Genomic DNA, 15,901 nt, shown 5'->3' on the forward strand with positions numbered 1-15,901 from the left:
TCAAAAAATATTGCTTTTGATATCAAGCGTCATATTTAACTATTGGAGAAGGAGCTAAAATGGAATTCTACAACAAAGAAACAGAGCTTGTCCTTGAGGAATTGCAGACAACCGTTGAAGGTCTAACGGAGCAAGAAGTCAAAGAAAGACAAGAACGAGACGGCTTTAATGAGCTGAAGAGTAAAGACAAAGTTCCAACTTGGAAAATATTACTGGACACTTTTAAAGATCCGATGGTTATTGTCCTGCTGATTGTTACCATTGTTCAGCTGGCATTAGGCGAAGTGGTTGAAGCCTGCATCATTCTTGGTGTAGTATTAATCAGCTCAATCGTCACTGTGATTCAAACCAAAAAAGCAGAAAGTTCATTGGATGCTTTGAAACAAATTTCGGCGCCCCATGCAAAAGTGTTACGTAATGGTGAAAAAATAACGATTCCAGCACGTGAACTTGTTGTGGGTGACCTTGTCTTGCTTGAAGCAGGGGACTTTGTTCCTGCCGATGGACGTGTCTTGACCTGTAAGAGCTTGCGTGTAGAAGAAGGCATGTTAACAGGTGAGTCCGAAGCAGTTGAAAAGACGGATGTAGCGCTTGAAGGGGAACTTCCTTTAGGCGACCGTAAAAATATGCTCTACAGTGGAGCGCTCACTGTTTATGGGCGTGGAGAATTTATCGTTACCGGTATCGGAAGTCAAACAGAGATTGGTAAAATCGCCACGCTCCTTGAAACGGCTGAAGATAAACAAACACCCTTGCAACAAAAACTGGAGAAATTCAGTAAACAACTGGGTATTGCTATCCTGATTCTCTCTGTTGCTATCTTTGCGATCCAAGCGGCACGTATCTTCTTTGCTGGAGACGGTGCAAATATTGAAGTGAAGATGTTAGATGCCTTCATGTTTGCTGTTGCTGTCGCTGTTGCCGCAATTCCAGAGGCACTTTCTTCAATTGTAACGATTGTCCTTTCAGTAGGTACAAACAAAATGGCAAAACAACATGCTATCATTCGTAAGTTGCCTGCAGTTGAAACTTTAGGTTCAACAAGTGTTATCTGTACGGATAAAACAGGGACATTAACCCAAAACAAAATGACGGTTGTCGATTACTTTTTGCCTACAACCACAAAAGAAACTTTCCCAGATCAGCCAGAAACTTGGACGTCGGACGAAGCACTGCTGATTGAAGCAGCTGTCTTGTGTAATGACTCAAGTATCAATGAAGAAGGGCAAGAGCTCGGCGATCCAACAGAAGTTGCACTTATTGCTTTTAGCAACAAGGTAGGTAAACCTTATCAAGAACTTCGTGAAGCTTACCCTCGTTTAGCAGAACTTCCTTTTGATTCCGACCGTAAGTTGATGTCAACGATTAACCTTATTGATGATGAAAAACTCATGTTGACTAAGGGTGGACCAGACGTGATGTTTGCACGTTGTTCGAAAGTTCTTATCAACGGTCAAGTCCAAGACTTTACTGAAGAATTAAAAGCAGAATTCCAAAAACAAAATGAAGCATTCAGTAACAAAGCACTCCGTGTTTTGGCTTATGCTTACAAACCTTTGGCGCAAGACAAAGAAGTTCTGGATTTGGAAGATGAAAATGACTTGATCTTGATTGGTTTAACAGCCATGATTGACCCACCACGTGAAGCTGTTTATGATTCAATTGCGGAAGCGAAAAAAGCAGGTATCCGTACAGTGATGATTACGGGTGACCATAAAACAACAGCACGTGCGATTGGGCAAGATATCGGTCTCTTTGGGGAAAACGACATTGCTGTGACTGGGCAAGAATTAGATGCTATGTCAGAGCAAGAGTTGGATGACAACTTGGCGAAAATCTCTGTTTATGCGCGTGTGTCACCGGAAAACAAGATTCGTATTGTTCGCGCATGGCAGAAGAAAGCAAATGTTACTGCGATGACTGGTGACGGAGTTAATGACGCCCCAGCCTTGAAACAAGCCAATATTGGTATTGCTATGGGTTCAGGGACAGACGTTGCCAAAGATGCATCATCAATGATTTTGACCGATGATAACTTCGTTTCTATTGTTAATGCTGTAGCGGTTGGACGTACAGTCTACGATAATATTAAAAAATCAATTGGTTACCTCTTCTCAGGTAACTTAGGGGCGATTATTACCATTGTTTTTGCCTTAGTTATGAACTGGGCAAGTCCATTTACAGCCCTGCAATTGCTCTTCATCAACTTGGTAAATGACTCTGTACCAGCGATTGCCTTGGGTATGGAAAAAGCAGAACCCAATGTTATGAAGAAAAAACCACGTCCTTCTGACGAAGGTATCTTCGAAGGCGGTTTGATGGCAAGTGTTGCAGTTCGTGGTGTATTGATTGGTATTGCAGCGATTATTTCTCAATATATCGGGATGCAAGTTTCAGATGAGTTGGGTGTAGCTATGGCCTTCACAACTCTAATCTTGGCACGTAGCTTACAAACTTTCACAGCACGTTCAAATTCACAAACAATCCTTTCATTGGGCCTCTTCTCTAACAAATATGTTTTAGGTGCGGTAGTATTCTGTCTCGGACTTTACAGCTTGACAACCTTACCTTTCACACGTGAATTCTTTAGCATTCCGGCAAACTTCAGTATGCACTACTGGTTACTTGCTGCTGGTCTTGCTTTAGGTGCTGTCTTGATGATGGAAATCATCAAAGCACTTCGCGTACTTGTTAGTCAGAAAAAAGCAAAAGCAACAGTAAACAAAGTAGGTTAATTATCCTTTAAGAAAATTTAAAAAACGCTCCCAGCTTTTGGAGCGTTTTTTTTAGTTAAAAATAATAGCAATAAACAGAGTCAAAGCCAAGCTGCCATTGTAAAGAATTAGATTTTTAATTTGATAATGAAAGGTTTCGCTTTTGACTTGCTTGTGGAGGAATTTTTTCATATTAGGAATCAACTCGAAGAGGATGAGCAGCATTAAGGCAGACCATATAGGCAAGATACCTAAAATTATTGCTAGACTAACACAAAGAGCAGGAATGATATACATGACTTTATAAAGCACTAAGCTGGCAGGAATTTTAAGATAATAAGGTAAGGTGAAACGTTGATTGCGAATGTCTTGTTCCAAATCACAAATGTTATCGGAAAGCATGACATTGAAGTTCTGACAGAAACACATAATACCTATGAGAACAATCGGAAGAAGTTGGGAAAAATCCCACGTCCAGTTCATTTTCCAGCCGTCAAATTGAATGAAAAAGTACTGTAAATTATAAGAATTAATATATACAGCGAGAAAGAAACCGAAAAATCCTTCACATAGGCCAGCTAAAATTTCACCTAAAGGAAAGCGACTGAAAGCAAAGGGGCCATAAGTATAAAAGATTGCTACAAGAAAGCAGAGGCCGCCAACGGGTAAAATGGCAAGATTGGTGATAAGCATAACTGCAAGCCCAACTACGATATCGATGAAAAGAAAGAGCAGGCAAATTTTTAGTGCTAACTTAGGGTTGATATTGCGATTGCTAATGATATTTTTCTGGGTTTTATATTCTGTATCCAGCGCTTTATGGTAGTCCATCAAATTATTCCATGCGGAAACAAAAAGATTGATGGCAGCAAGACCGATCAGAAAAAGAAGGGTGGGTAAAAGATGAAAAGAGTGAAAATACCATAGCGAGAACATAATTCCTGCAAGTGGCGAAAGCAGAGCCACGGGTAAGGTTTGGATTCTTGTAAAGTTAAGAAATGTTTTGACGTTCATAATGAGAATTATATCACAAAAAAATAGTTGCAGATTAATTAGACTGATGATTTTCTATTCCTTAGATTCACTGGTAGGAGTTTTTGTGGCATTATTGGTTTACTGTAGCTCTGAACTTTCTGACCCTTGAACTTTATTACGAACTCGTATGGACTAAATATATTTTGGACTATTTGTTTCTTTTTTTATTAATGTATTGTTTCAATGTCAAGCCAGACCACTTTTTAAATGCTCTAGAGAAAGCACTTACTTCTGAGTAGCCAACTAAGTATGCAATTTCTTCCATAGTTTGGTTTTCTTGTGTCGCAAATAATATTGCCATTCCAAATTGTACAGATTGTAGCTCTGCTTTAAAAGTTGTATGCTCTTTATTGAATTTTCGTTGAAGCGTTCGGGTACTTATTCCTAATTTGCGAGCTAATATTTCTAATGAAAAGTTACCTGAAGCAACCAACTTTTGTAATTCCTTATGTACAACATTGAGAAACTGTTTATCGCTTTTGATATCTTGAAGTTGACGTTCAAGTTCTGGCTTAATCATTTGCCACATCGTATTATTTGTAGTAAAAAAGGGTTTTTCCAAATCATTTAAGTTAAAAGATATCGAAACTTGCTGTGATTTTTCCAATGTAGTATTAAAATGGTCACGAATTTTTTCACCTAAATTAAAGGGTTGCTGGACTTGAACTGGAATAATAAAACGATTACTTCCAGTTCGAAGAATGCTAAGTATTAAACTCAGTTCATTAACAACTGAAAAGTAAGAAAGCTTATAATAAGATGTTTGTGGGGATATTTTAACTGTAACGATTTGCTTTTTTTCAGTTATATCAATTGATATTGGTCCAACAATTGCTTTGTATTTTGAAAAACGATAAAGTGCTTGTAGACCGTTAGAAGCAGATAATGCAGCAAAGAAAGCAGGCATAAATAGTTGTATTTTTTCAATATTGCTCACCATTAAAATTTGTTCATCTGAAAGATGGCGAGATAAAACTTCTTGTAAATGAAAATACTGTTCTTCATCTAACTGAAGAACTTCCTGCCAAAGGAGATTGGGAATTTTTGCTTCAGCTAGTAAAGATTCAAAGTCAATTTTATTCATTGCTAAAAATTGTTGAAAACCTCGGTCTAGTGCTATTTTCATTTTTTATCCTTTTCTATATTATCCTATCAACTGGCACGCATCATAATCCAATCAAAAACTCTCGTTGGCAAAATAGTATGCATAAATACAATTGGCTTTGCACCAAAACCAATAAGATAACGCGTCCTTGGTTTTTTACTATTTACTGCTTTAGAGATTGCTTTAGAAATTACAAGTGGGTTACTCATCATGTTCCCAGAATATTGTTTTTTCATACCTTCAGCGGCTTTTAAGGCTGCTACCTCATAAGCGCCTCCTTTAGCTGAGGAAGAAAGATAGTCTGCTGCGATAAATCCCCATGGTGTTTTGACTCCTCCTGGCTCGATAATGGATACATCAATTCCAAACTCTTTTACTTCCATGCGAAGTGCATCACTAAAAGCTTCAAGTGCGTATTTTGTAGCGTGGTACCATGCACCAAAATACGTAGTGATACGACCACCCATGGACGAAATATTTATAATTCGCCCAGACATTTGCTTACGCATATGAGGTAAAACCAATTGTGTTAATCGAGCCACACCAAACAAATTTACATCAAACTGTTTTTGTGCTTCCTGAAGTGACACATCTTCAATTGCACCATAAGAGCCATAACCTGCGTTATTTATCAATATATCAATTTTACCTTCTTTTTTTAAAATTGATTCAACTGCAATTTTTGTACTTTCTTCACTTGTTACATCTAAATTAATAGGTTTTATGCCTGCGGCTTTAAGACGTTTCAGTTTTTCTTCCTGTCTTCCAGCTCCATAAACTATATGTCCTTGTTTTGTTAAAAACTTGGCTGTTTCAAAACCAATTCCACTTGTTGCACCAGTAATTAAAATAACTTTCATCGTATATTCCTCTTTTTTTATTTATAAAAATATTTTATATCATCACTAGAGGTAATACAATGACTTTTTGCGCCAATTTATTGTCACTTGACGACATTGATTGATATTATTTTTCCTTTAATAGGAATTTATCCATATATGAATTGATGTACTTATTAGGTATAATTGTACCGCACTTTCTTTAAATTATTTATTGTAAAATATTTTTTTGAATCTTTTATAAAGACTATATCGCGTTTCTGGCAATATGAGATTTCTAGCATTTTAAAAAAGGTAAAAGCAAAAACTCTAGGGAACTTAATAAATCTCCCCATTATTTTGTCTTTAACTTTTATGAGGTATAATAGAGGAAGCGAAAAAGTAGAAAAGGGCTGAAGTTAGTGAAATTTTTACATACATCAGATTGGCACATTGGCAGAACCTTGAACGGTTGGAGTCTTTTAGAAGAGCAAAAGCACGCCTTTAAAATTATGCTGGCCGCAGCCAAGCAAGAAAAGGTTGACGGTATCATCATTGCAGGAGATCTTTATGATCGGACAGTTCCGAGCGCAGCAGCTGTGACGACCTTTAACGAAATGCTGCGAGAAATGAATATTCAGGAGAATTTTCCTATTTATGCAATTTCGGGAAATCATGACGGTGCACGACGACTGAATTATGGGCGTGAATGGATGGAATTTAACCATTTACATTTGAATACATTATTAGAAGAAGCTTTTGTACCCATTGAAACAGCGGAGATCCAAATGTTCTTGCTTCCTTACTTTGATCCAGCTGATGCGCGTGTTTATTTTTTACAAGCTGGTATGCCGGAAGAGGAAGTGAAAGAAATTAAAACCTTGTCTCAGGCATTAGAACTAGTGCTTGAAAAAATGCGGGAAGCCTTTCACCCTGAGAAAAAACAAATTTTAGTGACTCACTTTGCTGTGAGCCCTTCTGCAGATCAGGAGATTGAGCTGACAAGTGAAACCAAGTCCAAAGCTGGGGGGCTAGCTACTGTCACAGTCCAGCAGTTTGTGGATTTTGATTATGTTGCTTTGGGGCATATTCATACACATCATGCTTCACCCAGTGAGACAGTGCGTTACTCAGGAAGTCCTGTCAAATTTAATATCAAAGAAGCGAAAACGAAAAAAGGCTATTATATCGTAAATGTGGCGGATAAGATTGAGACTGAGTTTTTCGAAATTCAACCACAGACGGATTTGGTTGCTCTTACTGAAGAGTGGGAAACGCTTATTGATCCAGAGTTTTACCAGCAACAACCTTTAGAATCTGCTTGGTTTGCTATATGTATTAAAAACTTTGACCGCTTTGCTCATGCTGGGCAAAATTTACGTGCTCAACTTCAGAAAATCTATGGCACTATTGTCGAACTGGATTATGAAGATAAAGAACGCATCATAGAGCAAGAAACCCATCAAAATATGGAAATGATGAGTGAAGAAGAAATCGTGCAAAATTTCTACCAACAGGTGGCAGGAGAGTCACTTAGTCCATTTCAGCGAACTTTTATCGAAGAAACTTTTATTGACTTGAGAGGGGAGAAGTAGACATGAAACCAATTTACTTAGAAATGAATTATTTCGGACCTCATGCTCACTCGGAAATTGATTTTAGAGCTCTAGATGAAGCACCATTATTTTTGATTAGCGGCGATACGGGTGCCGGAAAATCTACGATTTTTGATGCAATGACTTATGCTCTTTTTGACAAGACGACAGGAGATCGTGAAGCGAGAGAGATGCGCAGCCAGTTTGCACAGCCCGACCAACGTACAGAAGTTACTTTCTATTTTGAGCAAGGTAACTTTCTTTATAAGGTACAACGCTGTCCTGAGCAAGAAGTCTTTAAGAAAAGAGGAGTAGGCACTAAGACGGAAAAAAGTCAAGCCAGCTTAGCTATTGTAGATAGGGTATTTGGCACAGAGCAAGCCAGCTTGGCTACAAAACCGGCCGATGTTGCCAGTGAAATATATGGTCTTTTAAATCTCAGCGCCGAGCAGTTCAAGAAAATCATTTTACTTCCACAAAATGACTTCTCACGTTTTTTAAAATCGGCCACCAATGAAAAAGAAGAAATTCTGAAGAAAATTTTTGGTACGGCAATTTTTACGGTCTTTTCTGAGGAAGTGCGGAATCAATATACAAAAAACAATCAAGAAAACGCAGCTCTTGATTCAATCTTGCAAAGCCAATATAGCTCTTCTGTCTGGACGGAGGAAGAAGCCAAGGCTTTGGAAGAATGTCCAGATAAGGAAAAATTTGAAAAAGCGACAGAATTTCTAGAGCAAAAGCAGATGCAAGAAAGCAAGGCTCGTGACTTAGCAAAAATAGCACAGCACCAAGTAGAAACTGTCGATAAAGCTTACGAAGATGCCTTGCTGCTGGAACAAGAGTTCCTTGAAGCCGAAAAAGCTCAAAAAGAATACCAAGAAAAAATAGCGGAGCAAGCAGTGCTTTATGAGCAACAGAAAGAAGCCTACGAAGCCCGCAGCTGGGCGCAACAATTTAAGGATATTTTACGTGACTTGGAAGAGGTTGAAAAAGAACTAGAAGCTAACCAAGTACGTGAAGTTGATTATCGCTCAAAAGCCGAGCAAGAGCAGAAAATACTTGGAGAAGTGAAAAAACGTGAGCAAGACTTAGATCAGAAAGCTTCAGAATTTGAAGAAAAAGGTAAGGTTATTGAAGAGCTGACTCGCACGATTACGCAAGCCGAGCAGGTAGAAAAACTTATCCGGCAGAAAAAAGATTTGGAGAAAAAGATTGTCCACTTGCAGCTTAAGCAAAGTGAGACAGATGTGCCCCTAAAAGAAGCACAAGTCAAACTTGATCAATTACAAAAAGAGATCCTTGATGAGAGTATCTTGCAGGCGGAAAAAGATGCTTTAAGTCGTCTAAAGTTGGACTTTCACCAGCAACTTTCTCCTTTAGCAGAATATTTGGAGCGCTTAAAACAAGAAAATCAACTTGCACAAAAGGAATTAAACTTTGCTGAGGAAAACATTACGACACTGCAGCAAGATTTCATGCTCAAACAGAAAAGTTATCAGGAAAAGCGAAAGTTACGCCAAAGTCTCATGATTGCTCAACTACAAAAGGAACTCGAAGATGGTTTACCATGTAAAGTTTGTGGTGCTACAGAACATCCTTTATCACATGTTGAGCTTGGTGTTTCTGACGATGACTTAAAAGCAGCTATGCAACAAGTTGACGAAGCTCAAGAAGCCTTTGCTGCTGCAGAAGAAAGGCAAGAAAAGGCTCAAAGCGAACTTGAAATGGCTCAAAAAAAAGCTGCAGAAAAAGCTGAAACACTGCAAGAAATGGAGCAGAAGTTTGAGCAAGCCTACAGTCAGTTTTGTCAGGCACATGAAGGCAGTTTTCCTAAAGTGTTTAGTCGCCAAGAGCTCAATATCATTTTTCAAGCTCGTGAAGACAGTTATAGGCAGAAAAGCACTGCACAAAAAGAACGTTCTCTGGAAAAAGACAAGCTGTGTGTTTTAGTAGAAAACTTAGAAGCTGAACGCCAAGGGTTGTTTCAGGAGAGCGATAAAGTCAAGGCACAGCTCGAAACAGTTACTCAAAGTTTAGCTGAGTTTGGGCAACTGCAACCGAGTCAAGTTCTAAAAGAGCAGAAGGTTATATTGCGCCAAGAAGTCGATAACTATTATACAGAGTGCCAAGAGGTGCGTGAGAAGATAATTGTCCTTGAAAAGCGTTATGCAGAACAGAAAGCAAAACATGAAGAACGTCTGATGCGTATTGAAGAGCAAAAACTGAAGCTTCAAGAAGGACAGCGCATTATCCACAAAGCATTGGCAGCCCCAAATGCTTGGACCAATGATTTAGTCACACTGAAAAATTGTCTTGCAGAGGATAACCTTCCTGAAATTTCCAAGTTTATTAATACTTATGAACTTGAGGAGAAACGGTTGAATCGTGCTTTAGCAAAGTATGAGGAAAAATTAAGCGGTAAGCAAAGACCTGATCTTACTGAGTTGAGAGAAGAAAAGCAAGCTTTAAACGAGCGCTATAGCCAAGCGCAAAAGACAGTTATTGAGCTATCCAATACACGCCAACAACTCGAAACAACGGTTGCTAAGATTGAACAAATACTTGAGACACAAGGAAAGGCAGCGGATAAGGCGCGTGAAATGACTAAGCTCTACAATGCGATAGCAGGAAAAACAGGAGATAAGCTCAAGCTTGAAACCTTTGTTGTCCAACATTATCTGGAAAAAGTTTTGATTTATGCTAACCAGCATTTCATCAATCAACTTTCCAATAACCGCTATCGCTTTGAGTTGGCCAAAGAATCCGCCAATAAAAGGCGCGATCATGGCTTGGACATCAGCATCTATGATAATGAGACAGGCGCCTCACGTTCATCCAATACTTTGTCGGGTGGAGAAACCTTTATTGCTGCTCTGTCAATAGCATTAGCACTGAGTGAAGTAGTCCAGAATTCTGCGCAAGGGGTTCAAATAGAAGCACTTTTCGTCGATGAAGGATTTGGCTCACTTGATCAAGAAACACTCCAAAAAGCCATGACAGCGCTCGAACAAATAGGAGAAAACCGTCTTGTTGGCCTTATTAGTCACGTAGAAGAAATGAAAGATTCAATCGCACAGCAACTGCGTGTCGAAAAAGTCGGAGACGGACGAAGTCAGGTAAAACTCTTTTCGAAATAAAATCTTTTAGTCAGAAACCAAGATAAAAAGTTCCGACTGCTTTCCAAAGTAGCCTTTTGAGAAAAACAATGAAATATGGTAAAATAGTAGAGTTCAAAACTCTACTCACAAAGGAGTGTGGAGTGAGATGTATGGGAAAAAGCTTTTCCAGCAAACAGCAGTAAAAAATGATGAAGTTTAGTCCTGCTGGAAAATCGAACTCGAACCAAATAGAAGAGCGCATGCTTTTAGGAAGAAATAGGAAAAATAAAAATGAGCTTGTTTTTAGATACAGCTAGAATTGAAGTAAGAGCTGGTAAAGGTGGAGACGGAGCAGTCGCTTTCCGTCGTGAAAAATACGTACCAGACGGTGGTCCTGCTGGTGGAGATGGCGGACGCGGTGGTGATATTATCTTCCGTGTCGATGAAGGGCTTTCTACTCTGATGGACTTTAAATACAACCGTATTTTCCGTGCGAAACCAGGTGAAAAAGGTATGAACAAAGGGATGCACGGACGTGGAGCAGAAGATTTGATTGTTAAAGTTCCGCAAGGAACCACAGTCAAAGACAATGAAACAGGACAAGTAATTGTGGACTTGATTGACAAAGGTCAAGAGTTTGTCGTTGCTAAAGGTGGTCGTGGCGGACGTGGAAACATTCGCTTTGCAACACCACGTAACCCTGCACCAGAAGTTGCTGAAAACGGTGAGCCAGGGGAGCAAAAATGGCTTATGCTTGAATTGCGCGTCCTTGCTGATGTTGGTTTAGTAGGTTTCCCTTCTGTAGGTAAATCAACGCTTTTGAGTGTTGTTTCTAATGCACGACCAAAGATTGGAGCTTATCACTTTACCACAATCACACCAAATATTGGTATGGTCCAAATCGGCTACGGTGACAGTTTCGTTATGGCGGACATGCCTGGACTGATTGAAGGCGCACACTCAGGTGCAGGTTTAGGGATTCAGTTCTTACGTCACATCGAGCGTACACGAGTTCTCTTGCATGTTTTGGATATGTCAGGCATCGAGGAACGTGACCCTTACGAAGATTATGTAACCATCAATAAGGAATTGGAAAGTTACAATCTTCGCTTGCTTGAACGTCCACAATTGATTGTGGCCAACAAAATGGATATGCCAGATGCGCCAGAGATTCTTGCAGATTTCAAGAAAAAGTTAGCTGAAAATCTACCTGAAGGGCAAGAAATGCCTCAAATCTTTGAAGTTTCTGGTCTAACAAAAACAGGCCTGCAAGGTCTGTTGGCACGTACAAGTGAACTCTTAGCTGAAACACCAGAATTCTTGTTGTATGAAGACGAAGACTTCATCGATGAAGAAGCATACTATGGCTTTGAAGAAGAAGAAAAACCATTCAGTATTTCACGTGATGATGATGCCGCTTGGCGCTTGTCTGGTACTAAGCTTGAGAAACTCTTCAAGATGACTAACTTTGACCGTGACGAATCTGTCATGAAATTTGCGCGTCAACTCCGTTCAATGGGTGTTGATGAACAACTTCGTGCAGCAGGTGCACGTGATGGTGATTTGGTACGTATCGAGAAATTTGAGTTTGAATTTGTAGATTAATAGCGTAGGAGGATTGAGATGGGCTTTAAGATTATTTCTGACCGTGATGAAAACGGTGAATTTATTGCCTCAGCAGATTTTTGGACAGATGAACGGATTGATGCTTTGATTAAGAAATATAATCCCTCAGGTAAACTCCGCCTCTCTAAAGCTGCACAAGAAACAAACGAAAAAGAAGATGAATAAAAAGAAGACCATGTTTTTCATGGTTTTTATTTTTATAACATGGGAGAAAACAAGAGCAATTAGCTTGAATTTATAATTTAGTCTTGCTAAGCTAAATGAAGCAAGTTAAGAAACGAAAAGGAGAACACATGGCAGTAAAACTTTTTATCGCCCAAACATTAGACGGGTATATCGCTGATAAGCAGGATAATTTGGATTGGCTGATGGCTGTTGAAGGAGAGGGAGACAATGGTATATCGCGATTTCTCTCATCTGTAGATATTGTTATCATGGGCAGCAGAACTTACCAATGGCTTTTAGATCAAAAGTTAGAAACATGGCCCTATGAAGATAAAATGACTTATGTATTTTCAAGACAAACTTGGGAAGATAAAGCTAATATCAAGTTTGTGCATCCAAGTAATCTAACATCATTTGTCCAAGAACTTCAAGGAGAAATCTGGTTAGTTGGTGGCGGTCAGCTGATTAAGGATTTCATGGAAGCTGATCTTATCGACGAGTACCAAGTAACAATTGCTCCAGTTATCTTGGGTGAAGGCATTCCGCTCTTTCCACAAGGTAATTATGCGTCAGACTTAGAGTTACAAGGAACAACAAGATACGGACAATTTGTTGAATTGGCTTATAAGCGCAAAACGAAAGCGAAATAAAATAAGAAAAAAACATCTGAGCATCTCGTTTTGAGCTGCTTTTTTGATATTATTTTGAATCTCCTAAGAAAAATATTACAATAACATTATATAGGTGTTATTAATATTACTTGAGGATAACGAAATATTTGACGAGGTAAATATGATAGATTACAATTTTTCAGCAGAGCAGAGCAGAGCAGAGCAGAGCAGAGCAGAGCAGATGGTTTTACTCTATCAGTGATAGCTGCTCTGTATCTTGAAGGTTGGAGAAGTTTATGAACATAGAAAAGAAACGTCAGCTGCGTAATATTTTAATTTTGAGTCTTCTTACTTTAATTGGTGTAACTTTTGCCTTCACAGCTTTTAACCAACAGGTTATCAATGATCGTGAGATAGAAAATCGTCCAGAAGCAGGTGGTCGTGTGCATGACTATTTCAACCGTAACACAGAAAACAAGGATGTCTTTGTTGAAAATTACGGTCAAACACCTATCATGGTAAGAATTAAACTTTCTGAGTTCATGGAGTATCAAGAACGAGGTCAGACCTCTTGGAATCAAGTAGCCGGGGGGAGTCGCACAGATGTAGGTTCTTGGACAACTTATAAACCAGAATCAGGGAACATTAACAACCGTGCTGGAGATTCGGCAGCTTTTAACACTTATTCCAATCTGACTTTTGGGTGGACACGTGGAGGAGAACCTGCGCCTTGGTACCTTCCGACATTTAATCTTAATGCTCGGGATCTAACGACCGCTGCCGCAGGTCATGCTCGGGACTATCTTGTGGATGGTGCGACACATCCTGGAGAAGGTACAGATAATTACTGGCAGGAAGGGTATACTTATACAAATGACAGTCAGGCACCTTGGCCAGGAAGCTTGGCTTCCAGACAAACAGTACAAAATATGCCTGAATCTCGGCCACCAGTAACGCTTGAAGAATATCTTGAATTATCTGCACCAGATTTAGTAGGCGGTGCTTTCTGGGTCATGGACGAGGAGACAGGCTGGGCTTACTGGTCGCAAGCTCTGCAGCCTGGTCAAGCAACTTCTTACTTCATAGATGCTGCAGTGATGACGGCCGAAACAAAGGCAATCACCGGCTCTTATTATTATGCTATTCATGTAGACAGTGAGTTGATAAGTCTAGAGGAAACATTTTCAGATGAGGGCGAGGATGATTCAGCAAACTTAACACAAATGTTATCCATCATCAGGATGCTGGCAGATGGCTTTGCAGGAAATCCACCTCCCACTGTAGATGTCCCCGTGAGTAAGCTTAACTTCAGTAATTTCAATCAAGGGCAAAGATTTAAGACTAGTGGTCAGCAGTTCATTTACCTTGGAGGTGGAGGTGGAACACATATGATTATGCGCACTCATACTCTCCGTAATGTTTCTTGGAATGATCATCGTGAAGCTTTAAAAGAATGGTATGATGACCTTAATGAAGATTTAAAAGAGATTGTGGTACCAGTTTTAATACCTGAGCGGGATGCTGTACCTACTGTAGCATTGGAAGCAGTAGAATGGCAAGAAAATATGAGTTTTGGTCCACGCTGGTTGCCTTCAAACTTTGAGAATCTAGGAGCGGTATCAAGTGACAGAACGGAAAGAAATTCCGCAGGAGTCAAACAAGCCTTTGCTCTTTCATTAGCTGATGTGGTTGCTCTTACAGAAGATGGTAGAGCTTTCCCGAACCCTCGACTGCGTTTAGGAGGTTCTGATGAATGGTGGTTCTTACGGACACCAGCGGCACTCGGACAGTCATGGGGTATTGATAACCGTCCGGGCACTTCCTTTGGTCAGTTATCCACTTATCGTACGGATATTTCTGGACGCACTGGCGGAATTCGGCCAGCACTTTTAGTTCAACCTCCCCGCATCTAATCCAAGGATATTCAAAAACTTCCCAAATTCAGGAAGTTTTTTGAATATCCGGAAACCGATAGTTGACTAAAAATCAGCTGTATGGAATAATAAATTTATGAAAAAAATAGCGATTATTGGTGGCGGCATCATCGGCATGACCTTGGCCAATTACTTAGATACAGAAAAATTTGACATTACAGTTTTTGATTCTGGCAAACATCAGGCGACAGGTGCCAGTGCAGGGATTATTTCTCCTTGGCTGTCCAAACGAAGAAACAAACAATGGTATGCTTTAGCTAAAGATGGTGCTGCCTTTTTTGAGCAACTGGTCAAAGACTTGAGTTTAGATGAAAACATTTACGAAAAGTGTGGGACGCTCTTCGTCAGAAGTCCACAAGCGCTTCAAGACCTCGAACAGCTTGCTTTAGAGCGACGTGCAACGGCACCAGAGATTGGGGAAGTGCGCCATCTCACCACAGAAGAAACGACAGACATTCTGCCTTTGCTAAAACCTGTCGAAAGCTTATACATCTCTGGAGGCGCACGACTTGATGGAAAAGCTTACTTGCAACATCTTCGGGAACGTGCCCAAACACGCGGTGTTCGTGTAATAAGCGAAGAAGCCCAAGTCAAGAAGGAGAAGGCAAAATGGCGTGTGACTTCAGTGCAAGAGGAGGTGGAAGTAGATGAACTTGTTTTGACACCGGGACCAGCATTGAAAACTTTACTGGATCAACTGGGTTATACAGCCAAGGTCTCGCCCCAGAAAGGGCAACTGTTGTCTTTTGAGACCAATTTTGAAACAGAGAAATGGCCGGTTGCTTTCTTAGAAGGTGAAGCCGACCTGATTCCTTTTCAAAATGGCCGTTTACTCTTAGGTGCAACACATGAAAATGAAGCAGGTTGGGATTTAGAACCGACACAAGAAGCTTTTGAGCAACTGACTAAAGGCGTGCAGACCTTCTTAAAGGAAGATTATTTTGCAGATACAGCTTATAGCTACCGTGTCGGGACCCGCGCATACACTGCTGATTTTGCTCCCTTCTTTGGCCCTATAGTGCAAGAGAGAGGTTTGAATATTGCGAGTGGATTAGGTTCCTCAGGACTAACTACAGGACCTTACATTGCCTATCTTTTAGCACAACATTTAAATGCAGATAATTCAGAATGGGATATGAACCATTATCAAAAGGAAATGAATCTCTATGTGAATAAAAAAGAAGAATGAGTTTAAAA

The 15,901-nt window shown here is 39.9% G+C and carries 11 protein-coding genes; 8 read left to right on the forward strand and 3 right to left on the reverse strand.

The window, feature by feature from the left end:
• Positions 1–59: 59 nt before the first annotated feature.
• Positions 60–2,735 (forward strand): cation-translocating P-type ATPase, encoded by a 2,676-nt coding sequence (locus tag J0J33_RS06595; protein WP_165719552.1) that lies wholly within the window; start codon positions 60–62, stop codon positions 2,733–2,735.
• Between the two features lie 51 nt (positions 2,736–2,786).
• On the opposite strand, the gene J0J33_RS06600 is transcribed toward J0J33_RS06595, so the two are convergent.
• The 3 genes from J0J33_RS06600 to J0J33_RS06610 form a co-directional block, all read right to left on the reverse strand.
• On the reverse strand, positions 2,787–3,728 hold the full coding sequence (locus J0J33_RS06600; protein ID WP_206888884.1) for a UbiA family prenyltransferase: 942 nt from the start codon (positions 3,726–3,728) through the stop codon (positions 2,787–2,789).
• Between the two features lie 169 nt (positions 3,729–3,897).
• A complete protein-coding gene (locus tag J0J33_RS06605) occupies positions 3,898–4,875 on the reverse strand; it encodes an AraC family transcriptional regulator (RefSeq protein ID WP_165719554.1) in 978 nt (325 codons plus the stop codon).
• Between the two features lie 26 nt (positions 4,876–4,901).
• A complete protein-coding gene (locus J0J33_RS06610; RefSeq protein WP_165719555.1) occupies positions 4,902–5,714 on the reverse strand; it encodes an oxidoreductase in 813 nt (270 codons plus the stop codon).
• A 380-nt stretch (positions 5,715–6,094) separates the two neighbouring features.
• Here J0J33_RS06610 and J0J33_RS06615 point away from each other — a divergent pair, with 380 nt between their 5' ends.
• The 7 genes from J0J33_RS06615 (at position 6,095) to J0J33_RS06645 (ending at position 15,893) form a co-directional block, all read left to right on the forward strand.
• A complete protein-coding gene (locus J0J33_RS06615; RefSeq protein ID WP_206888886.1) occupies positions 6,095–7,267 on the forward strand; it encodes an exonuclease SbcCD subunit D in 1,173 nt (390 codons plus the stop codon).
• A gap of 2 nt (positions 7,268–7,269) precedes the next feature.
• Positions 7,270–10,407 (forward strand): SbcC/MukB-like Walker B domain-containing protein, encoded by a 3,138-nt coding sequence (locus J0J33_RS06620; protein ID WP_206921628.1) that lies wholly within the window; start codon positions 7,270–7,272, stop codon positions 10,405–10,407.
• 252 nt (positions 10,408–10,659) lie between these two features.
• Positions 10,660–11,973, forward strand: coding sequence for a GTPase ObgE (gene obgE / locus J0J33_RS06625; protein ID WP_014024644.1), 1,314 nt, complete (start codon positions 10,660–10,662; stop codon positions 11,971–11,973).
• An 18-nt stretch (positions 11,974–11,991) separates the two neighbouring features.
• On the forward strand, positions 11,992–12,159 hold the full coding sequence (locus J0J33_RS06630) for a hypothetical protein (RefSeq protein WP_019292557.1): 168 nt from the start codon (positions 11,992–11,994) through the stop codon (positions 12,157–12,159).
• 128 nt (positions 12,160–12,287) lie between these two features.
• Positions 12,288–12,809 carry a dihydrofolate reductase family protein gene (locus tag J0J33_RS06635; RefSeq protein ID WP_206888890.1) on the forward strand — a complete coding sequence of 174 codons (522 nt, stop codon included), beginning with the start codon at positions 12,288–12,290 and terminating at the stop codon, positions 12,807–12,809.
• A gap of 257 nt (positions 12,810–13,066) precedes the next feature.
• Positions 13,067–14,683: a hypothetical protein gene (locus tag J0J33_RS06640; RefSeq protein WP_206921629.1), complete on the forward strand. Its 1,617-nt coding sequence runs from the start codon at positions 13,067–13,069 to the stop codon at positions 14,681–14,683.
• 97 nt (positions 14,684–14,780) lie between these two features.
• Positions 14,781–15,893, forward strand: coding sequence for an FAD-binding oxidoreductase (locus J0J33_RS06645; RefSeq protein ID WP_206888893.1), 1,113 nt, complete (start codon positions 14,781–14,783; stop codon positions 15,891–15,893).
• Positions 15,894–15,901: the final 8 nt, after the last annotated feature.

Origin of the sequence: Lactococcus sp. LG1267 (assembly GCF_017309545.1) — a bacterium.
Lineage (GTDB): Bacteria > Bacillota > Bacilli > Lactobacillales > Streptococcaceae > Lactococcus > Lactococcus petauri.

Coding starts and splice junctions, on each gene's coding strand:
- J0J33_RS06595 (WP_165719552.1), top strand. CDS start 60: ATGGAATTCTACAACAAAGAAACAGAGCTTGTCCTTGAGGAATTGCAG.
- J0J33_RS06600 (WP_206888884.1), bottom strand. CDS start 3,728: ATGAACGTCAAAACATTTCTTAACTTTACAAGAATCCAAACCTTACCC.
- J0J33_RS06640 (WP_206921629.1), top strand. CDS start 13,067: ATGAACATAGAAAAGAAACGTCAGCTGCGTAATATTTTAATTTTGAGT.
- J0J33_RS06620 (WP_206921628.1), top strand. CDS start 7,270: ATGAAACCAATTTACTTAGAAATGAATTATTTCGGACCTCATGCTCAC.
- obgE (WP_014024644.1), top strand. CDS start 10,660: ATGAGCTTGTTTTTAGATACAGCTAGAATTGAAGTAAGAGCTGGTAAA.
- J0J33_RS06605 (WP_165719554.1), bottom strand. CDS start 4,875: ATGAAAATAGCACTAGACCGAGGTTTTCAACAATTTTTAGCAATGAAT.
- J0J33_RS06610 (WP_165719555.1), bottom strand. CDS start 5,714: ATGAAAGTTATTTTAATTACTGGTGCAACAAGTGGAATTGGTTTTGAA.
- J0J33_RS06645 (WP_206888893.1), top strand. CDS start 14,781: ATGAAAAAAATAGCGATTATTGGTGGCGGCATCATCGGCATGACCTTG.
- J0J33_RS06635 (WP_206888890.1), top strand. CDS start 12,288: ATGGCAGTAAAACTTTTTATCGCCCAAACATTAGACGGGTATATCGCT.
- J0J33_RS06630 (WP_019292557.1), top strand. CDS start 11,992: ATGGGCTTTAAGATTATTTCTGACCGTGATGAAAACGGTGAATTTATT.